This window comes from Calothrix sp. NIES-2098 (genome assembly GCF_963875125.1).
Classification (GTDB): domain Bacteria; phylum Cyanobacteriota; class Cyanobacteriia; order Cyanobacteriales; family Nostocaceae; genus Aulosira.
Genome location: NZ_CAWNKJ010000001.1, coordinates 7,484,582 through 7,506,291, shown reverse-complemented (window position 1 = coordinate 7,506,291; position 21,710 = coordinate 7,484,582). Strand labels below are relative to the sequence as shown.

Genomic DNA, 21,710 nt, shown 5'->3' with positions numbered 1-21,710 from the left:
TCTTATCTCCTATTGTGCAAGGGTAATGCTGGCAACCTTACCACCCAGCTTATTAATTTGCTGAAGGGTATTGGATAGCTGTTCGTAGGGGACGATGAACTCTTTATTGCTACGACGAACTTTTGGATATCTTGGCAGGCTGATACTGGTAACTTCAATGCGGTAGAGTCCTGAGGTAGAACCTTTAGAAGATCTGCCAAAAGTGCGACTGGGTGCAGTCCCTAGTAGCGAGGGTTTGTAAGCCCAACCATCGGTGCTACCGGAAGGAGCAATAATCGCAGAAGCACTATTTTTAGCTAAGTCACTTGCCAGACGAGAACTGGTACCTGCTAGCTGAGAGCGATCGCTATTGGCATAGCCGCGATATAAGCGGAACATGCGAGTAAAACCAACCGTTCTCTGACCAACTCCTGTGGTTACGAGGTCACGGTAGTAGGGTACAATCGCATCTCCAAAGTAGGAATCGTATTCAGCAGAGTCGATATAAGAATCAATGTCTGCATCAAACCCTTGATTTTGGTAGCGATCGAGATGCTCAATCACTTCCGATTCATCGTAAGGAGCGCGTCCCAACAGATGTTTAAAGTTCAATTCAATTACCCGGGTTTGAAAATGTGGGTAAAGAAATTTGGTTTTGTATAAGTCAGATTTAGCCACCGCCCGGACAAAATCCCGAACGCTCAGTTTACCATTGGTCAGCAATGACTCTAGGCTAGTGAGACGTTCTGATTGCATCAGGTAGTCGTTACCTAATACTTGACGATAAACTGCCTGAATAACAATTTTGGCATCTTCTGCTGTCCAGTTTGGACGCAGTTCAACTGGGCGTGTTTGGTCAAAAGCCGAAGTTCCCAAACGAGATGCTGCACTAGTAATGGGCACGAATTGCTACTCCTTGTAGACTTGATATTGCGAAATAGATCGGGTTCAGGCAGGAGAAATATTTACCACTCGGCTACCCCGTTGATTCAGTCGTTGCAGGGTGGGGGAGAGTTGGTCGTAAGTTACCAAATACTCGCTCATACTGCGACGGATTTGGGGAGTCCGTCCGCTATTTGCTTGCATGACGCGCACGCGGTAAAGCTGTCCGCGATCGCCTGCGACAGTACCAGTCAGTCCCTTTCCGAAGTGAGGGGTCTTCACTGGACTAGCCAAATTCAGGGCGAGATCCTGGGTTAACCAAGCAGATTTGTTTTTACCTTGGGCGCGATCGCTATTTGCATACCCCCGATAGAGCTGAAACATCCGGTTAAAGCCTACTGTTTTTTGTCCCGGTTGAGTTGCAAATCCGCGATAATAAGGTACTATTGATTCTCCAAAGTTTTCTTGATATTCTGGTGAATCAATATAAGAATTGATTTCTGCCTCGTATCCTTTTTGCGTATAGAGATCGACATGATAGGCAATCTCTGCTTCATCGTAGGGCGCACGACCGAGCAGGTGCTTATAATTCAATTCTATAAAGCGGACTTGAGGTGTAGAGTAAAAGAACTTTTGTCTATATAGCTCAGATTGCGCTAGCGTCCGCACAAAATCTCGCACGCTAATGTTACCTTGCTGCAATAGCGATTCTGCACTGGTGAGACGTTCGCTTTGCATCAAATGGTCATTGCCAAACACTTGACGATAAGCAGCATGAATCACTGCTTTTACATCATCATTTGCCCGCAATTCTGTAGGGCTTGTGCTGGCAAATGGCTCAAATCCTAACTGGCTGGCTGCTTGAGAACTAGTCATGACTGCTCACCTAAATTTCAACCAGAAAAAACATGCCCAGAACCCCTTAAAACTGCCCATGCTAGAAAATTAGCATCCACAGCCTTTAGTTGTTCTGGGCAAAAGGAAATCCCTAGCTTAGGGCGTTGATAGCGTAGTCAATGTAGGAGTTAGCTTCAACAGCAGGATCGCCACTCAAACCGTGGTTAGCTTTGATGTGCTTGAGAGCTTCAACATACCAGCTGGGAGATAGATCGAAGGTACGGTTGATTTCTGCCAAACCACCGATGAGGTAGTCATCCAGAGGGCCTGTACCACCAGCGATTAGACAGTAGGTGATGATGCGCAAGTAGTAACCAATGTCGCGTACACACTTGTCTTTACCACGTTGGTCAGATGCAAAGTTCTTACCTTGCATTTGGGTGGTGTAGGGGAACTTTTGGTAAACTGCATTAGCTGCACCTTGAGCCAAGCTGTTAGCTTTGCTGCTCAACGCTTTAGCTGCATCCAAGCTAGCAGAAGCTTGACGGAAACGACCAAAGGCAACTTGAAGTTCTGTAGAGCTCAGAAACCGACCTTGAGAATCTGCGGTAGCAACGGCTTCGGTTAAAGGTGTTTTCATGCTGATTATTCTCTCAACAAAATATGTAAAGTTATGCGTCAGAAAGTAGAAAGAATGAAGTGGTAAGGCGTTTATTAGCCTACTGCGGCAGCAGCACGATCGAAGTAGCTACCTACTTCAGACATTAAGGAGCTACAGTCACCACGGGTTACACCGTTGGGGTCGTTTGCGATCGCGATCGCAGCTTCTTTCATCTTTTGAACGCCAGTTGCTACGGAACCGCCGGGAACACCCAATGCTAGGTATGTTTCACGCAGACCGTTCAGACAGCGATCGTCTAAAACGCTAGCATCACCTGTAAATACAGCGTAGGTAACATAGCGCAAAATGATTTCCATATCGCGCAAGCAAGCTGCCATGCGACGGTTGGTGTAAGCATTTCCACCGGGTTGAATCAACTGGGGTTGCTCTTCAAACAATGCACGTGCTGCATTAGCAACGATTGTGGATGCATTGCCGGTAATGCGGTTAACAACATCCATCCGCTTGCTACCAGCAGCTACCATATCTTTTAGTGCATCGATTTCAGAATCGCTGACGTATGAGCCTCTAGTATCAGCCTGGGAAACTACTTTAGTAAAAGCGTCAAGCATTCCAGCATCTCCTAAATAATTTTTATGCTGTGGATTCCAATTGGTTCAAAATCTGAAATTCAATTTAGATGAGCATAGTCACTAATTGAAATATGGCTCCGCTATCATTAGTACACAGCCAAACAGCCACTAGCGAGTTAGACTCGTTCAACAATTAAGGCTAATTCAACCTTAAACTGTTAGCTAGTTCTAGTTAACTAACGGTACAGCTATAAATCAATACTGCGAATATCCTCAACAACCATTTCTCTAAGGCTCACAAGCCTAAGCCATGAAATAGTCGCTCTTCGATTTTTCAGAAACTGAACTTCCTCCATCGAGAGTTAAGAGTTCAGCGGTTTTTTGAACCTGAAGATGATTAAAGCAATCCATTTGTGCAAATTTTGTGCAATTTTCTGAATGTTCTCAGATAATTGGTTAAAAAATATTAAGCAAATGCTGTAACCCTCTCAGGGCAAGGATTGATTCTATTTTCTTTTTGTCTTCAGTCTTAAATTATCGTTACATTAGGTTACATTGGTTAACTATATCCAGTGGCAGCGAAATCTGTAAAGCGATCGCGACCAAAGAAGCAGGTCTAAAATATAAAAATAATATAAAAATATCACTATTTAGTTTTCGAGTGTGCTGAACGATGCTGAATTATAGTGCTTGGTAGCTTTTTTGAACTATGAATGACCCGAAAAACCAAAAGAAATAACAAAGCAGAAGCAGTATAAAAATAAAAATTTTTTAAGTCGAGAAAGCAACTATTAAGGGGAAATTAGTCGTTAAATTAATAAGTGCAACTTCAGTACAGTTACATCTAGTTATATTGCAAAAGCAGATAATTACCACAAATTAAGATATTTATATTTAATTATCAGTCCCAAATGTTTTAAGTAATATTTCTTCATGCGTCGAGACTCAATATTTTACAAACTATTTCAACAATACCCAACTTTACTATTTGAACTATTGGCAAATCCTCCAGCAAATGCAGATACTTACCAATTTGATTCCGTAGCTGTTAAAGAACCTAAATCTAAAATCGATGGGGTATTTTTACCGCCGGAAAGCGAAAGTCCGGGTGTTGTGTATTTCTGTAGATATAGTAACGATAATCATTGCGTACAAATTTGAACAATTAAGCCGAAAAGAGATAGAACAAATATTAGGAATTACACTTAAAGAAACGAGAGTTTACCAGGAAATTAGAGAATAAGAAGCGCGATTGCTTGTTCTGCGTCAACTCACTCGACGGGTAGGGGAATTACCTTAAGATGTGCGTAGACGCGTTCGCGTAGCGTCTCGGAGAGAAGCGGCTTGTCGAAGACATCGCTTGTTGAAACCTTATCTTTGGAACAATTAGAAAATCTGGGCGTAGACGCAAAGCGGCTTCTCGAAGAGTAGCACTGTTAGATTTTATTGGTATGGCTGATTTACAGGCTTGGTTGGAAGCGCTTCGAGATTAAGATGAACAGTGAAAATACAATTGCCCTTTTCTTAATATCCCTGCGCTTTGTTTGACAGCTATATTTCAGTTTAATTTTTAAGCTACATAGTCAAAGAGCATAGTTGTCATGTAGCGATCTGCCCACTCTGTACCAAATGATTTTTCTAGAACGCGCCGGGTTTTATCATTTTGTTGTTGCTTTGTACAGTAATTTCGTTGTCCTGCCAAAACTTTGGAGATGTCAAGATTTGATGTGAGGGGTTGCTGTTGGCTAGCAATCTGACAATGGATGGTCAAAAATTCTCGAACTCGATTGAGAAACTTATCTTCTTCTTGCGAGTCTCCCGGACGGACAAATAGACAAAATTCCGAAAAGATATCGCCCCACTCTGGTAAAGCCCGTGGTTGGGAAAACTCCAATCGAGACAAGACAGACAATTTTTGGTAATAGCTTGATGGTAGAGTGCGATCGCTACTGATAGGAGATAAATCCGCTATTGCTGCACTAATTCCGCCGCGTCCGCCAACCAAATCTGTACCAAAAATGGGAATGGCATATTCGGGGTTGGGGAACATTACACAGTGGAGAATATCTAAGCCATTGCCAACCTGAGCCAATTCTAAATGCAGTTTGCGAAATTGCGGCGTTTGGTAGCAATGATTTTCAATGATCAGCCGTTCGCCTTCCAGGTGTCCCTCAACATAACCTAAACCTTCTGGGACGGAATAAGGAGAAAGATTGAGGTGTTTTTGCCAAATTTCTTCAATGGAATCCGCTAATTTGTGGATTAGGGGGTGCTGACGGCTTCTTAAGGACGCTTGCATAGACTTCTACATACGCTTCTCTTTGAGTATAGGAGTTTTAGCATCCCTCCTCTCCCACAAACCCGCAACGGATGCAGCAAGAAATATCAAGCATCACTGTTTGCGCTTTCTGATTCCCAGAGATAAATTGTTGATTTTAGGTAACTGTTACCAAGAAAGCGGTAAATTTTCAGAAAAACTAAGAAGCTAAAGGAAGGCGGATGATCTCAACACCATCAACCCGCTAACATTGCGATCGCTATTATTGGTTTGCTGATGAATATAGGAATAATCGAGCCTTACAGTAACGGATTTCTCGAAGTTGTGCCAGAGGGTGAAGGTAGCGACTATTGGCACATTGCAGCCATACATGTCAATGGTAAAGCTGTTTGCCCTAGCCCTAAGCTTTATCGTTCAGAAAAGGTAGCATTAGCAAGAGCAGCACAAATTTATGATTGGATAGTTGAAAATGAGCCAGAAATCAGTGAGGGTGGTTGCTACTGCTCAAAATTGCAGCTGATCCTGTGGTATCAACCAAAAGCATCTTAGCTGATTAAAACGAAAAGTGCGATCGGGGTGCGATCGCCATATAAGATGTAGTCGGATTAAAACTTTGCGAGTATGCGATCGTAATATTCATTCAAGGATTGGAGTATACAAGTGAGAAAAATCTGGCTGCTGGGTTTGACACTCGTGAGCTTCGGGATGCCGCTATTATTTAAGTTGCATTCATCTGTATCAGTAGTACCAACGGTTGCACCTTCACCAGCAAAAACCATTCGCTACGAACAGCGCACACTACCGCAAAGCATAGTTCATATCTTGTCAATTCCCACTGATAGGCGATTTTTAGTCACACCTGTACTGTCACCCAAAGTTGCGACTGTAGAAGAATTTGCCCAGAAATATCAAGCAAAAGCAATCTTAAATGCAGGCTTTTTTGACCCAGTTAATCAAAAATCTACTTCCTATGTTGTTATCTCTGGTCGTGTAGTAGCCGACCCTAAAGATAATGAAAGACTGGTGAATAATCCCAACTTAAAACCTTACCTCAGTAAAATTTTCAATCGTACAGAATTCCGCCGCTATTTATGTGGTGAAACTATCACATATGATATTGCCTTGCATAGCGATTTATCATTACCAGGGTGTAAATTAGTTGATGCTGTAGGTGGCGGGCCCAGCCTTTTACCAGAACTTACTTTAGAAAAAGAAGCCTTTGTAGATAAAAACAATGGACGAGATGCAATTGGCAGCAATCAACCTAGTTCTAGAAGCGCTGTAGGCATTATTGATGATGGCAGCATTGTTTTAGTAATGGTAGCTCAAAAACCAAACGTCCGCCTCGCTAAATCTGGAATGACATTGCCAGAATTAGCAGATTTTATGAAAACCATTGGTGCAAAAAAAGCGATGAATTTGGATGGAGGTAGTTCCTCTTCATTTTATTACAATGGTAAGACTGTTTACGGAAAGCTAAATATTGTTAGAAAACCAATAAAGCGTCAAGTGAAATCAGTTTTATTGATTCAGGAGAACTCAGTAAATAAATAATAAAAATAGCAAATATTATCGTCTTTGCAATATCCTCACATCATATTCAACAATATTACTGATTTAAAAATAAGCCTCTATGAATGAAGCTATAGGGAGCAGATTTCTGGAGTGTTTATGAAATTAATCCAAATCCTAAAAGTAGCTGTAATACCTGTTTTGGCTGTATTTAGCTGTCTATCAATATCAAATATAGCACTAGCTGACTATTTAAATAGCGAGGGCACAGGCGGTAATTACCGTTATCAATTATGGACTAGCGATGATAACAGCAATTACTATTTGAAAATTTGGTCAAGTGAGGCAAGTTCAGAAAGTAAAGCATATACTACTAGTTACTTCGCATCAAGTAGAGAAGCTCTAATTTATTTTGATTGCAATTACGCCAAGAAAAATTTACCAGAATGTAGGCAATAATATACAATTTTGAGCAATGAAGTTGTAATAAATGTAAAACATATATATTTGAATATTTCGCCCAAAGCAATTAAGTTTTAGGCGATTCTATCTTTTTTGTTAACATTGAACTTTCTAATATAAAGTATATAAACATTTATAGGGTTTACATACTGGCAATAAATACCGAATATAGATGATGCAAAAAATTCACTATTGTAGGGGTTTAGCAATGCTAAACCCTGCATAAATATTCGCCAGATGTATCCTTGAAGAAGATAGAGGTAAATTAATCTCTAGTTTTCTCTAAGCAATTGAAGTTTGAGTTTAATTCCTGACATTCTCTAGCTTCAAACATTTGCTTGTTGATAACTGCCGATTGCGCACTCATTAACTGTGTCCCTGCTACTGCTAGCGTACCAAGAGCAGCTATACTAAGGACAACAGCTTTTTTTCTACTTTTTATAGACGCAACTAAAGTTTGTAATCCAGTGACATTACCAATAACTGGAATAGGTTTCAGTGCTTCTAGCGCAACTGCTGCATTAGCATAGCGATGTTGGCGTTTGCGCGCTACCATTTTCATCAGCCACGATCTAAAAGATGGACTTATTTGTGGTACTAATTTCTGAAAATTAAAGCGATGTTTAGCATCAAGTAACTGACCAACATCCGCAGAACGAGTGCGAGTGAGTAAGCAAATTAATGTTGCTCCTAAACTATACAGATCTGATGCCTCAGTTAGAGGATAACCAAACTGTTCTTCTGGAGGCATAAAGCCTGGAGTTCCCACAGCAAAACTGCTGAGAGTCATCTTTGTACCTTGTCTTTGAGCCAAGCCAAAATCTACTAGGTAAGCATTAAGCAGATTATCTACCAAAACATTCTCTGGTTTTATATCCCGATGGATAATTGGTGCTACTCGATTTTGTAAATAAACCAAAATCTCTAAAACAGAAACAGCGATTTGCTTAATTTCTTCAGGATGAAAGCTACGTTGTAACCCTAAAGATGGAGCGTTTTTATATTCCTGCAACATATAAAAACCCGTTGATGTTTCAAAAGAATCAACATAACGGGGAATACGGGAATGATTTAGTTGTTGCAAGATTTCAATTTCGCGTTCATAAGCTTTCAAACCTGACCAATCATGGATCGCACTAGCAAAACGAAACTCTTTGATCGCTACTTTTTGGTTAGTCTTAAGTGTATGAGCCAAATAAGTAGTTCGTCCTGCTTCCTGGTTGCGTCCTAATTCTTGGATAACTTGATAGCCTTGCTGAGAAAAATCTGGATATTTAGTTAAGGAAGTATCCCCTTGATATCCATTTTGCACATCAAGTTCCATAGACAATCACCACACAATTTTAATTTTGTCAAATGAAGGATGAAGTATGAAATTACCCTACTCATGCAAGTGGCTGATGAATATCGACAAAATCTGATTTTTTTGCCCATCAGAGGTAGCTTGCATCTTGTTTCATTCCTCATCCTTTAGACTTCAGCCTTTTTTAGCCTAAACTGGGTAAAAAACTTAATATCCTCTTGCACAAAGGCGCATAGACGTCGAGAAGACGCCTATGCGCGAGATCATCACCTTTGCGCTAGCCAATCCACAATTTGGGTATTGACAACATCTGGGACTTCATCATGGGGACAATGACCAGCGTTGGGAATGGGAATAATTTTGATTTGTTTGCCATTCTCACGCGCTTCTTCGTAAATCTTTGCTCCCGTAATTGGTGTCCAAGGGTCATCAGCACCCCAAATTACCAATAAGGGACGCTCTACCTTAGGTAAAAGTTCCGCAGGAGTTGGGCCAGGAGGTGCTGTGAGAATAGATGCAAAAACTTGTTGCGCTCCCGGATCGCAGGCTGGGGTATAAAGTAGATCGACTAATTCATCTGTAACGGCTTCGCGGTTGCGGTACACCTGGTAGAGAGTGCGGCGAATTTGAGCTTTTTGACGGATGCGGTTAAAAACCAATTTGCCTGTAATACGCGATCGCACTACTCTGTTAAAAGCTGCCATCACAATGCGTAATGGTGGATTCAATTCGTGGGGACGATGGCTCAAACCACCAGCAGAGTTAATTAAAACACCACCCGCCCCTATTTCTGGATGTTCTGCTAGTACCATCAAGCTGATAAGTGCGCCGATGGAATTACCGATAAATACAGCAGGTTCTTTGATGTGTGCTTGCCAGAAATCTTTGAGCAGTTCCACCCACACTTCTATGGTGTAATTAATTGCTGCTTTCTCAGAACCACCAAAACCCAATAAGTCTATAGCGAAAACTTGATAACCAGCATTTGCTAAGACTGGGATATTTTTGCGCCAATGTCCAATGGAAGCGCCAAAGCCATGAACCAGTACTAAAGGGCGTCCTGTACCCATGACAGTGTACTGAATTTTATAGCCTCGCCATGTCCAAAGGGATTTTTCCAAAGTTACTGAAGGTAACTGCTGGGTAGCTAAATTCATTATTAAGATTCCTAAAGTATTGTTTTTATAGTAATATCTCCTACCTGCAAGAGTTCTAGACAAAATGCTATTTTTGAACCAACCCTACTTGGTTGTGCATTGAATGCATTGAATTGGTGTAGATTTACTAGCTGGGATGCTTGTCACAATTCGTTTCTGTATTTGAGTTTGAATTGCTTATGACTATTGCTTCCAACCAACTCAAGACTGAGATTTTCTACCCAGACTCTGACGGTAAAGCGATCGCAGAGAGCGATCCAGCACGCGATTATTTAATTTATGGTGTAGAAGCCCTAGATATTTATTTTCAAGACCGAGATGATGTCTATGTATCGGGGAATCTGTTTATTTACTACAAAAAAGGTATTCCTAGTGCTGTAGTCGCGCCCGATGTGTTTATGGTGTTTGGGGTTGAGAAGAAAAAGCGCCTCAGCTATAAGGTTTGGGAAGAAGGCGAGAAAGTCCCTAGTTTTGTTTTGGAAATCACTTCTGCAACGACTCAGGAAAATGACGAAATAGAAAAGCCTTTGAAGTATGAGGCTTTAGGCGTACAAGAATATTTCCAGTACGATCCGCCAGGAGATTATCTGAATCCCCAACTCAAAGGTAGAAGTTTGTTTGACGGTAAATATCAAGCTATTACATCAACAGTATTAGCTGATGGGGTATTCTCAATTCACAGCCAAGTATTAGATTTAGATTTGAGAGTAATTAACGGAGAATTGAGGTTTTATAATCCTCGAACTGAGAAAACACTCTTGAGTTACAAAGAAACGGAACAAGCACGACAAGCAGCCGAACAAGCACGACTGGATGCAATACCTAAACTATTGGAGTTGGGCTTAAGTGTAGAACAAGTTGCAAACACACTTAGCTTAAGCGTGGATGAGGTAAAAAGATTTGCGCAATAGCTTTCAGTAATATTACTTTACTAAAAGTGTTGTTTTTATTTGGCTAAGTATAAATTATTCATGTTAGTTTCATCTAAATTACGGGATTAATAATTCCAGGAAATAAAAATTTCCCTTGACCTAATAGCCCATCGGTGTGAACTGAGATGAAACACATAAATCAGAGTTACTTAGCTTACTTAAGCAAAGTTGTTGTTGCTGCTACGTTTGTAGCAATGTTTTCGCCAACAGCTTATGCCAATACGGCTTCAGGGTCTTCTACCAATGTTGCACAAACTACAGGAAATTCTCCAAGTCAGCAGCTTTTAGCTGATAAAAAAGTAGAAACGACCCGTAGCACGACTATTCAGAGGCGGACTGTGACGACAGAACGCCGCAACCAGGTAATCACTAGTAGTAATTCCGTAAAGGGAAAAGCAACTGGTTTTAATCTTGCTGTTTGGCAACCTGCTGGTAATTTTTCGGAAGTAATTACCCGTATTTCTGTCAAGGGTAAACGTGGCAAGGGTTATTTAAAAGAACGGTTTTTGGGCGATTACAAATACAAGATTAAGCAAAAAGCCAAATTTGTTAAGGGCTTAAGAGCAGGCGATCGCGTTGTCGTGCGGTTGTATGATACTCAAAACCGCTTTATTGGCTATAGCGAATTTGAATGTTTAGCAGCAAACACCACAGTTAACTTAATCTTGTCTGCTAACCCCAGTGAATATCAAGTTGTCCGCACTGTTTATGGCGTTGATGCGAACTCGGACGGCAAAATTGACTCAAATTCTACCACATACGACTACTTCACCCAAGTTAGCAACGAACGTGTTAGCTTCCTGAGTAGTTCGCAATCAATTAATGTTAGTGAATTTCAAGTCCAAGGTTGGTCAGCAGTTCCAGCTACTAGCGTTTATCCTAACTCTTTTACTCAAGGTGAATATACCTTGGTGCGCCAATCAATTAATGCTTTCAGTTCCAGTTCAGCTTTAGCTTTGAAAGCTAGACCTGGTGAAGTGGTCGATCTTGTTGAAGTTAGCGATGATAACAATTCTGTTTACAATGTCAGCCAGATGATGATGATGTATCGCGAGGTTGGTGTAGACAACAGCGTTCAGGTAAACTTTAACGATGTATCAACAAACCACTGGGCTAAAGATTTTATTGCTGAATTAGCAGCCTTACAAATTATCGAAGGTTTTCCCGATGGTAGCTTTCGTCCAGATGAACAGTTGACTCGCGCCCAATTTGCGGCGATGCTGAGTCAGGCTTTTGATAAGGTAAAAGTTCGCAACCCTATCAGTTTTAGGGATGTTTCCACCAGCCATTGGGCTTATAATGCTATCCGCGAGGCTTATTCAAAAGGCTTTTTAGCAGTTTCTGGTACTCAATTTAACCCGGCTCAAAGCCTATCTCGCTTAGAAGTTTTGCTAACCTTGGCACGAGGTCTCAATTATACATTTAGCGGTTCTACGGAAACGATTTTAGCCGCTTACACCGATGCGGTTTCAATTCGTAGCGATGTCCGCAATGCGATCGCAGCACTCACACAACGAGGTATTGTAGTCAATTATCCCAATGTGCAAACTCTGAATGCTAATAAAGTAGCAACCAGAGCTGAAGTTACTGCTTTGATATATAAATCATTAGTCAGCACTGGTGAAGTGGCAGATATATCCTCTCAGTATGCTGTAGAAAGAACCCAGCGTTCTGAAGTTTTAGATGAAAGTATCACCCCAGCAGAAAGTGGGAAACCGCGCCGTCATTGTAACCAAGGCATAGGTAATGGTGCCGAAGGTTGCGACCCCGGTAATTCCCATCCCCACGGTGGTAGCAATGATGAAGGCGGACGCACTCCAGGAAGAAAGTGAGAATTAGACCAGTAACTTATTAATTTTAAAAACCCGGTTTCTTTTAAGAGAAAGACCGGGGTTTCGTTTTTTTAACGTTCGGCTTGTGCTGAATTTTCTTGCATATACAATTCTCTAGTTGGAAAAGGTATTTTAATTCCTTCTTGTTGATATCGCTTATGCAGTTTCTTAATAAATAAATGCTTACCAATGCGCTGGTCAAAGAATTCATTGACGCGCATATATAAAGTAAAATCTATACTAAAGTCACCAAATTTGTTAAACCTGATATAAGGTTCATTAGCGATTAATTCTGGTGCTATTTCTTGCATCACTTCTTTAGCTACTTGAACAGTTACTTTCTCTACTTGTTCCAAGTCGCTCTCATAATCTACTCCCACATTCAGAGTTAATGTAATTTCTTTAACTGGTAGATGATAATTAATAAAAATTGCCGAGGCTAGCTTAGAATTAGGAACAATTATCACATTATTAGAAAGTTCTCTAATAGTTGTACTTCTCCAAGAAATATCGATTACATATCCTTCATGGTTGTCTGCTAGTTTGACATAATCACCAGTTCTCACTTGCTTGGAAATCAATAAATAAAAACCAGAAAATAAATTTTCCAGTGTATCTTTAAGTGCTAAACCAACTGCGAGACCACTAATACCTAATGTAGTGACTATTGGTGTAATTTGTACGCCCAATGTTTGTAATAAAATTAATGTCCCTAACATTAAGACAGCAGCCATAGCAATATTAGCAACTAGGGATGCTGAAACACCTTCGGTTCTGTGAGTAAATAAATTCACAAAACCAGCAGTCAATCTAGCTAAAACTAGAGTTACCGAGTAAAGTACAATTATAGTAACGATTTTTTGCAATAAATTAGCAACATCTGGCTTGATCGGAGCGCTCAGAATAGCTGCCAAAAATCCCGCGATCGCAAACCAAAGAAAGGTCATGCGATGCAGAGAGGAAAATATAATTTCACTTCCAGGAATTTTTCTATTTGTAATAAAGATTTTTAGCTTCTTGAAGACAAATTTTTCCGCAATTATTCCCGCTAGTAAGCCAGCTAGAATAAATACAATCGGCAGAATCCATTGCATCATAATCAATTTGAAATTTGATATTCAAAATTACGGAACTCAGTGAGTGGAACTCACTTTTGGTAAATTTTACCTTGTAAGTTGCTGAAGTAACTGTTTGAGATTTTCTGGACTCATAGTAACTTTTACTTCTAGCTGTTGCGTTGCATCCTGTAAAGTGAGGATGTAGTTTTCACCAGATGGATTATATAGATATTGGGGGTTTGTGAGAGAAATTGTTTGATAAGTAAGAGTCTTTAAACCTACCCGGATAACTAGTTCTTTTTGTGACTGAGGAAAAATATATAAATTTTGGTGGAGGCTATCAAGAATTAGTTTGTAAGGCGTGATGTTACGTTCCTGGGGAGAATCAGATTTACGCCAATAGAGAGTAATACCACGAATTTCTGGATTAGCGATCGCAAAATCCTCATCAAACCGTTTTGGTTCCCAGTCTAGTTGCTCAACTTCTTTATTTTCAGTAATTATTCTGTGCTGCCATGTAACTTCTTTACTATTAATACTTTCCCACCATTGACGAATGGTAGCTAAATTTTGGGGATTATCAGGATTGCCACTACCTGGTTGCCACAGAGTTTTTACTTGCATTATCAGCTACTAAATAAGCACTGAGGCTTGATTGCTATGTTTTCTTTGTCACTTTTTAGTGTAAACATTAAGCGAGGATTGGGGAGATGAGCGAAGAAAGACAAGGGGGACAAGGGGGACAAGGAAGCAAGGAGTAAAGAAATTATTATTGCCTATTGCCTAATGACAACTGACTCTTGACTTTTGACTCTTGACAATGGACTTACCAATTATTTATCACCGAGATTACGTTGCACCATTACCTCCAGGACATCGCTTTCCAATGGCGAAGTTTCATCAACTATACGAACTGCTGTTAGCTGATGGCGTGGTGCAAATCGAACAATGTCATACCCCACAACGTCCGTTATCAGAGTTGATAGAGTTAGTTCACACCTGTGACTACGTTCAAGCCTACTGTCAGGGAACCTTAGATGTGAAAGCCCAACGGCGTATTGGTTTACCTTGGAGTCCGGCGCTGGCGAATCGTACCTGTGTAGCGGTCGGTGGTACAATACTCACTGCCCAACTAGCACTAACTCAAGGTTTAGCTTGCAATACAGCGGGTGGAACTCACCACGCCTTTCCCAGTTATGGATCTGGTTTTTGTATTTTCAATGATTTAGCGATCGCATCCCGCGTTTTACAAAAACTCGGACTTGTGCAAAAAATTTTAATTGTGGATTTAGATGTACACCAAGGCGACGGCACAGCCTTTATTTTCCAAGAAGACGAAAGCGTGTTCACATTCTCGATGCATTGTGAAGTCAACTTTCCAGGCACAAAGCAGAAAAGCGATTTAGATGTTCCCCTACCAGTAGGAATGGAAGATGATGCCTACCTGCAAACTTTAGCAAAGTATTTACCAGATTTATTATCTGACATCCAACCAGATTTAGTTTTTTATGATGCCGGAGTAGATCCCCATGTAGGCGATCGCCTGGGAAAATTAGCTTTAACCGACACTGGCATTTTCCGTCGAGAAATGCAGGTTTTGAGTACCTGTGTGAGTTCCGGCTACCCCATCGCCTGCGTTATTGGTGGCGGTTACGCCGAAGATTTGAACTCCCTCGTCTGGCGACACTCACTACTACATCGCGCTGCTAGTCAAGTCTATCGGCAATATAAACTATAAATCTTTCCCTTTGCGTCTCTGCGCCTTTGCGTGAGATTTTATAATTAGAACTTCCGCGCAAGTAACCGAAGTTACTGGATGAACAAAACCAAAATCAGAATCTACGAACTCTCAACCGAATTAAAAGTAGACAGCAAAAAGCTACTAGCAATTTGCGCTGAACTCAACATTGTCGCCACAAGCCCCAGCAGTTCAATCTCCGAATTCGAGGCTGAACGAGTTCGCAAAGTCGCAAAGCCACCCGCCACTAAAGTTGCTACCTCAAGGATGAAAAAAGCCTCCGAAGATTGGGGCTATATGTTCGTAAATTCGACGGTTGATAGTTTTATCCGCCATCTTGAAAGCGCTGCTGCGGTTGCAGAATATCCCGAATTTGGGGAGCGCCGAGAATATGCCCACGAGTTAATGTATGAATGTTTCGGTCAAAAGCCTTGTCTATTTTATGTCCGTCGCAAAGGCGCTGGCAGAGCTGCAAAAGAAGAAATTTGGGATTTGATCGTAGCGACAGACTCCGATGATAGTAAATTACCCCTCAGACTTCAGAAGTTAGGAAAAACGTTAGGATTTAAAGCCGCCGTCCAACCAAATAGCGACAACGGTTTAAAAATACTGTCTGTGTATTTACTCCAAACCTCACGGGGACAAGCCAATGCTTATGCTGTGCCCTTTCGCTTGCGACTGTTACCTAACCACGAGCATCATATTGGCATACCCTCAACAGTATTTACACGCATAGCTGCCGCGCCAGTTTGCGGCGACTATGTGCCCACAGAAGAACAACTCAAAGCTTGGAAAGCATTTTTGCAAATTGAAGAAAAAATTGCTCAAGCACGTCAATTCTGTGTTCTTTATACCAGCCACAACTACAACTTCAAAAGGCGAATCAGTTTTGAAATTGATGTCACCTCAGCTACCCTTGACGGTTCTAACGAAAATCCCTTAGATGAAGGTAACTTTTGGGAACGGGTCAGAAAAGCCAAAAACGACGACATCAAACTATTCGAGACTGCACCCACAGGAAAAAACTGGCAGCAAAGTCGCTTATTAGGTTCTATAGAAGAAGTTGACCCCAAGCGTTGCATTATCAGCATCAGGCTGGAACGGGACTTAGCTGACTACATGACAAGCGGACGTTATCAGCTTCCCAATACTGGATTTTTATGTTTTGAAGCACTGGGCGACATTAAACAAATTCAGCGCAAGAAAAAAGCTTTAGACGATTTAAATAATGGTCGCACCCAAAATCCCTACTTGGGTAATTTCTTATTTGACGCTTCCCAAGCTAGACCTATTCAAAAAACTGTCCAACTACAAGCACAGGATTTATTACTTTCCTCTGCTAACCCCGGTCAAAAAGCAGCAGTAGAAACGGTACTTTCCGCCGAGGATTTGGTTTTAATTCAAGGGCCGCCTGGTACGGGCAAAACTACTGTAATTGCTGAGATTTGCTATCAAATTGCGCTACGAGGTGGACGGACTTTGATAGCTTCGCAAGCCAATTTAGCAGTTGATAACGCCCTCAGTCGATTAGTTCATAACCCTGTAATTCGGGCGATACGCAAAGGACGCGCCGAAAAAGTTGGGGAGGAAGGACAGCCTTTTTTAGAAGACCAAGTGATTGGTACTTGGTTATATAATACTGCTACAGACTGCGAAAATAATCTGCGTCAACGCCGCAAGAATGTAGAGATATTTCAACAATTGTTGGCATCATCACAAAGATTTAATGCTTACTTCCAAGCAGAAGAAGAATTTCAACAGAGTCAGCAAGAAATAAATCAACGCCAGCCACAATTAGAGGTAGCTTTAAACAAGCAAGAATCACTTTATCAGGAAGCCTTAGCCAAAAAAACTGAAGTGGAAACTTTATTTTCTGCCTTAGAAAATCTCCTAAATGCCCCTTCGATAGTCAACTGGGAAGCTCCAGAAATTACAAATTTTTTACCACATCTTAGATCTTATACAGAAGGTAATGATTTAGTCAAAAACTTTTTAGTAAATGTAAGTAAAGCCATCAGTTTGACAAATATACTTGGCTTTGTTCAACCTCAATGTGGTGCTTTTGGGTTAGCAGTTTGGCTACGTGAAACTATAGCCGAGGGAATTCCAGAATTTAGAACTGCATTAATTTATGCTCAGGGTGCAAATGTAGCGATGTTAGAAGTTGCAGCAGCCGTGGAAGTTTTTAAACAGCACTCTAATAAATTACATCAGTTACAAAAAGAGCATCAGCAATTCTTTAGCAAACAGCAAAGCTTACAACAAACAATCCAAAACTGGGAAAACCGCCAACAAGAAATTGATGCAGTCATAAATGCTGTTAAAGAGTGGAAAGCTACAGCAAATTCACGAATTTCGGAAATTTTGGATAATTCTCGACAATCTACTCAAGCATTAACTCTAGATTTGATGCAATTACCACCAGGTTTGGTGATGCTGGCTAATTCTTTAAAAATCTCTCTGATGCCAGCCAACTATACAGTTAATCTACCAGACTGGGATTTATTAGCGAAAGCAATAAATTATGAGATAGAGGGTAATTTCACTGATAGAAAAGGTAAACAGCATAGTTTTAGCTACTTTTTACAGCAAAATTTTAGCCAGATTCCAATATTATTGGAAATAAGCGATCGCACTCAATGGCAGGACATCTCTCAACAATTTAATAACTATCAATATCTCACAAATAATCAACGAAAAACTCTAGTAGAAGCTGCTCAGATTTTTTTGAGTAGAATTCAACAAACTTACGGTGCTTCTTGGGAACCTAATAATAGCGAATCTACTCTCACTCGAATTAGCCAAGAACTCATAGAGAGTATCTTAGCAAATGCTCGGCAGTGCGTTTTTAAAGTTAAAACAGAAACAGAACAGCAGTTGCAACATCTGCAAAAGCAATTAACTGAACTACAAAATAATGAAATTGCTCAATCACAAATATTAAATACCCAAAACCAGATAGAAACAGCCAGACAAGACGCTAATATCAAACTTGCACGAGTTATCAATATTTTGGAAGAACTTAACCAACAGTCAAACGTCCCAAATCAATTACGTGCCTTAGCTGACCAATATCTCACAACCCAAGCAAATATTTGGGAAAAACCTCAAGAATTCTCTAAGCACGTTCATTATTGGATAAATCACCTCAGTCAGCTTGAAACTTTGATTGCATCGCTAGAGCCTTTTGCTGTATTAGAAGATATTAAAATTACTCTATATGAACATTTATCAAAGTTACAAGAAGAAACTATAATTTTTCAACAACAGCTTGATAGTCTAAAGTTAGAAATAGCTGAAATATCCAAAAAATCACAACCACAACCATCAGAAAATTTGTTATTAGAAAGAAAATGGTGGGAGATAGAATGGCAAACAATACCCGATAAATTTAAACCAAAAAATTCCCTTAACAAATTGTGCGATTTAGAATTTTTACGTAGCATTAAATCTCAGTTTGATTCTTGGCAAACGCAACTAAATCAGGATGAAACTCATCTTCATAAATATCAAGGATTCATTCAAGATTGGATTGAAAAAGTACGCAACCCATCTGAGCGCGATCGCCACGATTTAAGACAGATTTATTTAGACAATTCTAACGTCGTTGGTATCACTTGTGTACAAGCCGCAGGTCGAGATTTTTCTGAAGAATTTCAATCCTTTGATGTTGTCATTATTGATGAAGTTAGCAAATGTACTCCACCTGAATTACTTATACCAGCCTTAAAGGGTAAAAAGTTAGTTATGGTAGGCGATCATAAACAACTACCGCCAATGCTTGATACTAATACTTTAGAAGAAGTCGTCCAAGAAATTGGCAGTACAAGAGAAGAAGTTCAATTTTTAGAAGAATCGCTATTTAAAAGTCAATTTGAAGATGCAGATCCAAGCATCAAACAAATGCTAACTACTCAATATCGAATGCACCCTTATATTATGGGCGCAATCAATCAATTTTATGAAGGTAAACTAGAATGCGGAATTTTACACCCCGATATTAAACGCGCTCATGATTTAGCAGGCGATATTATTCAACCCGATCATCATATACTTTGGGTTAAAATGCCAAGAGAAAATGAATTTCAAGAAAAGCGTGAAGGAACTTCCTTATTTAATCTTCAAGAAATAGATGTAATTGAAAGTCTGTGTCAGCAATTTGAAAATACTTGGGCTGCGAAAGTTGCTTGTGGCGAACCTAAAAAAGAAATAGCGGTAATTACATTTTATGGCGCGCAACTGCGAAAAATTGATGAACGCCTACAATCAGAACTGTTCCCTTCATTGCAAATTCGGACTGGTACAGTTGACAGATTTCAAGGTATGGAACGCCCAGTTGTAATTGTAAGTATGGTTCGCAACAATAATAAGGGAGATGTAGGATTTGCGAAAAAACCAGAACGGGTGAATGTAGCTTTTTCTCGCGCTCAAGAATTACTGGTAATTGTGGGTTGTCACGATTTATTTACCCAACAACCCGGTAAAGTCGGCAATATGTACTCAGAGGTTGCCAACATTGTAAATCATCATGGAGGTTTCGTTGATGTTTCACGCATCCTCGGCTAAACCTATTGATGATAGTCTCAACAATATAGTTGAAGAAATTGAAGCGCAAAATCCTAACTTATTAGTTTTAGCAGCACGTCAATTACGCTATAGTTTGCATCAAACAACTGTAGAACTCACTATTACAGAACCTCGTCCATTTAACGTACTCGAAGAATTTATCATTCGTGCTGGGATTGAATTCGATCCACCTCCAACAGCTAATGAATTAGCATCCATACTAGGGCTTGATAAGGTATTTGTGCAAAGTACAATTGCAACTCTACAAAAATTGCAAACTCTAGCACCAAAATCACCAATTACAGTTACCGAGCAAGGACGCTTATTTTATGAGAAAGGTTCTGTACCACAGCCTCCATATACTGTACAAATTCATGGGATTACAGATTCTTTAGGTGAAACTGTAACTTTTCAGGCTGAACCATTAAATGAAGTAGTTATCAACTTACCGAGTTTGGCTAATATTCTTAATATTAATTATAAAATTCATGAGGTTTCTTCTTTAAGTTTAGAGCAAATCCAAACCAGCCTTCAGGCTTCAGGCGTAGCACTTCATGTACCAGAAGCTGGAAAGCTTGTCACTGCTTTTAGAGTAATAGCTCCAACTCAAACTATTTGGCGAAAAATCTCTCTTTTTGTAATTTTTAATCCTAAAGAAGATAAAATCAGCTTACAACTGCGGCGAGGAAAGCAAATTTTAGATTCCCGTTCAAAATGGCTGGAAATATTGCTAACTGAAGGAAAGCTTTCTTTAGATGCTGTATGGAAATTAGCCAACGAAAGCATCAATATTGAGCAGGAAGTAGCCCTTAAATATAAAAATATTGAAATTGAAGCCAGACTGGAAGAAATTCAGCAACAGGCTTTAGAAGTTAATAAAAAACAAGTTATACAGTTACGCGATCGCCAAATTTACCAAACTTTTTTAGAAATCATAAATACAGCAAAGCATCAGATTATTATTTACTCTCCTTGGCTAAATATTGTAAATGATGAATTCCTGCATTTAATACAGCAATTAGCCAAGCGCGGAGTTTGGATTTTAATCGGATATGGAATAGAAGAACAACAACAAATATCAGCAGAAATTTCAGAAAAACTCCAAGCAATCAAAACACCTGAGGGTTTACCATCCGTACAATTTGTTTGGTTAGGAGATTCCTATATCAAAGAGATAATAGTCGATCGAGAAATTTATCTTTGTGGTTCTTATCGCTGGCTATCCTCTAGAGGTTATCAACTACCACTAGGTGAGTTAGTTTATCAAGTAACAATTCCCCAGCAAGTTCAGGAAGCCTATGAATTTCTCGCCAACCGCTTGCAAAACCAGACTCAACAATTATGGAAAAAAGCTGTAGAAAACCGCGATCTGCAAATAGCTGTAGATGCTTTGTGTATTTGGGGTGCGTTGCGCATGGAAGAAATAGCAATTACAGAAATAGAGAAAAGTAACTGGCTAGAATTGTTACCAATATGGCTAAATGTGATATTGCATGGGTTAAGGTCGAATAATTTACCTGATGATTTAAAATCTTTTAATTTGGCACTTTCATTGCTGAGTCAGCTTACAGGAGAAGAAGTTTTTATTGATTCGTTACGAGAGGGATGGCGTCAAGTTATCAATGCGATCGCCACACACAACCGCGATACAGCTTTAAATTTACTCAACAATGAAGCATGGTCGCAGTTTATCCGTCTTCACATTGTCCTACAAGAGGATTCACCTGAAACCTTGATCTCGCAACAAAATTTACCTCAGCCAGGAAAGAAAGATAAACCAGAAACAAAGCTAAAAAAAGAACCAGCACAAAAGAAGACAAGGAAAAAAGTTAAGGAGTAAGGTGCTGGATTTCATTTATTACTTACAAAATTAATAAGATTTTACTCGCTTTGTGATGAGCTATACCCCTCATCCCAAATCGCCATAAATACTGATATTATTAGCTTGCGGCTAGCGATAACGTGTAGCCTCACAGAGAA

The 21,710-nt window shown here is 40.0% G+C and carries 17 protein-coding genes and 1 pseudogene; 9 read left to right on the top strand and 9 right to left on the bottom strand.

Translation table 11 applies throughout. The features are described from left to right. Positions 1–9 precede the first annotated feature (9 nt). The 4 genes from AACU33_RS31565 to AACU33_RS31550 all read right to left on the bottom strand — a co-directional run bounded on the left by AACU33_RS31565 (position 10) and on the right by AACU33_RS31550 (position 2,931). Positions 10–882: a phycobilisome linker polypeptide gene (locus AACU33_RS31565; RefSeq protein WP_096594232.1), complete on the bottom strand. Its 873-nt coding sequence runs from the start codon at positions 880–882 to the stop codon at positions 10–12. A gap of 45 nt (positions 883–927) precedes the next feature. Next, entirely contained in the window at positions 928–1,737 is an 810-nt protein-coding gene (locus tag AACU33_RS31560) for a phycobilisome linker polypeptide (RefSeq protein ID WP_096594231.1), read from the bottom strand. A gap of 112 nt (positions 1,738–1,849) precedes the next feature. Then, entirely contained in the window at positions 1,850–2,338 is a 489-nt protein-coding gene (gene cpcA / locus AACU33_RS31555; protein WP_096594230.1) for a phycocyanin subunit alpha, read from the bottom strand. Positions 2,339–2,412: 74 nt separating this feature from the next. Continuing rightward, a complete protein-coding gene (locus tag AACU33_RS31550) occupies positions 2,413–2,931 on the bottom strand; it encodes a phycocyanin subunit beta (RefSeq protein ID WP_096594229.1) in 519 nt (172 codons plus the stop codon). Between the two features lie 894 nt (positions 2,932–3,825). Between AACU33_RS31550 and AACU33_RS37675 the strand changes: the two are divergent. Beyond that, positions 3,826–4,017: pseudogene (locus AACU33_RS37675) on the top strand (DUF2887 domain-containing protein); the annotation flags it as partial. Positions 4,018–4,462: 445 nt separating this feature from the next. On the opposite strand, the gene AACU33_RS31540 reads toward AACU33_RS37675, so the two are convergent. Then, positions 4,463–5,191 (bottom strand): phycocyanobilin:ferredoxin oxidoreductase, encoded by a 729-nt coding sequence (locus AACU33_RS31540; RefSeq protein ID WP_096594228.1) that lies wholly within the window; start codon positions 5,189–5,191, stop codon positions 4,463–4,465. Between the two features lie 255 nt (positions 5,192–5,446). On the opposite strand from AACU33_RS31540, the gene AACU33_RS31535 reads away from it, so the two are divergent. From AACU33_RS31535 to AACU33_RS31525, 3 genes are all read left to right on the top strand, one after another. Next, on the top strand, positions 5,447–5,719 hold the full coding sequence (locus tag AACU33_RS31535) for a hypothetical protein (protein ID WP_096594227.1): 273 nt from the start codon (positions 5,447–5,449) through the stop codon (positions 5,717–5,719). A gap of 111 nt (positions 5,720–5,830) precedes the next feature. After that, entirely contained in the window at positions 5,831–6,724 is an 894-nt protein-coding gene (locus tag AACU33_RS31530) for a phosphodiester glycosidase family protein (RefSeq protein ID WP_096594226.1), read from the top strand. Positions 6,725–6,841: 117 nt separating this feature from the next. Further along, positions 6,842–7,141 (top strand): hypothetical protein, encoded by a 300-nt coding sequence (locus AACU33_RS31525; RefSeq protein WP_096594225.1) that lies wholly within the window; start codon positions 6,842–6,844, stop codon positions 7,139–7,141. 268 nt (positions 7,142–7,409) lie between these two features. Here the strand turns inward: AACU33_RS31525 and AACU33_RS31520 are convergent, their stop codons facing one another. Both AACU33_RS31520 and AACU33_RS31515 read right to left on the bottom strand, forming a co-directional pair. Next, the gene (locus AACU33_RS31520; protein ID WP_096594224.1) at positions 7,410–8,468 is read right to left on the bottom strand and encodes a serine/threonine protein kinase; all 1,059 of its coding nucleotides are present in this window, start codon (positions 8,466–8,468) and stop codon (positions 7,410–7,412) included. A gap of 245 nt (positions 8,469–8,713) precedes the next feature. Continuing rightward, positions 8,714–9,604 (bottom strand): alpha/beta fold hydrolase, encoded by an 891-nt coding sequence (locus AACU33_RS31515; RefSeq protein ID WP_096594223.1) that lies wholly within the window; start codon positions 9,602–9,604, stop codon positions 8,714–8,716. A gap of 179 nt (positions 9,605–9,783) precedes the next feature. On the opposite strand from AACU33_RS31515, the gene AACU33_RS31510 reads away from it, so the two are divergent. Further along, positions 9,784–10,515, top strand: coding sequence for a Uma2 family endonuclease (locus AACU33_RS31510; protein ID WP_096594222.1), 732 nt, complete (start codon positions 9,784–9,786; stop codon positions 10,513–10,515). Between the two features lie 146 nt (positions 10,516–10,661). Next, positions 10,662–12,368 (top strand): S-layer homology domain-containing protein, encoded by a 1,707-nt coding sequence (locus AACU33_RS31505; RefSeq protein WP_096594221.1) that lies wholly within the window; start codon positions 10,662–10,664, stop codon positions 12,366–12,368. 71 nt (positions 12,369–12,439) lie between these two features. Here the strand turns inward: AACU33_RS31505 and AACU33_RS31500 are convergent, their stop codons facing one another. After that, positions 12,440–13,465 carry a mechanosensitive ion channel family protein gene (locus tag AACU33_RS31500; RefSeq protein WP_096594220.1) on the bottom strand — a complete coding sequence of 342 codons (1,026 nt, stop codon included), beginning with the start codon at positions 13,463–13,465 and terminating at the stop codon, positions 12,440–12,442. A gap of 66 nt (positions 13,466–13,531) precedes the next feature. Next, the gene (locus AACU33_RS31495) at positions 13,532–14,050 is read right to left on the bottom strand and encodes a hypothetical protein (protein ID WP_096594219.1); all 519 of its coding nucleotides are present in this window, start codon (positions 14,048–14,050) and stop codon (positions 13,532–13,534) included. A gap of 196 nt (positions 14,051–14,246) precedes the next feature. Between AACU33_RS31495 and AACU33_RS31490 the strand changes: the two genes are divergently transcribed. The 3 genes from AACU33_RS31490 to AACU33_RS31480 all read left to right on the top strand — a co-directional run bounded on the left by AACU33_RS31490 (position 14,247) and on the right by AACU33_RS31480 (position 21,570). Further along, positions 14,247–15,164 (top strand): histone deacetylase family protein, encoded by a 918-nt coding sequence (locus AACU33_RS31490; RefSeq protein WP_096594218.1) that lies wholly within the window; start codon positions 14,247–14,249, stop codon positions 15,162–15,164. A gap of 78 nt (positions 15,165–15,242) precedes the next feature. Continuing rightward, the gene (locus tag AACU33_RS31485; protein ID WP_096594217.1) at positions 15,243–19,730 is read left to right on the top strand and encodes a translation initiation factor IF-2 N-terminal domain-containing protein; all 4,488 of its coding nucleotides are present in this window, start codon (positions 15,243–15,245) and stop codon (positions 19,728–19,730) included. Further along, on the top strand, positions 19,708–21,570 hold the full coding sequence (locus AACU33_RS31480) for a hypothetical protein (protein ID WP_096594216.1): 1,863 nt from the start codon (positions 19,708–19,710) through the stop codon (positions 21,568–21,570). Before AACU33_RS31485 ends, AACU33_RS31480 begins: the two co-directional genes overlap by 23 nt. Positions 21,571–21,710: the final 140 nt, after the last annotated feature.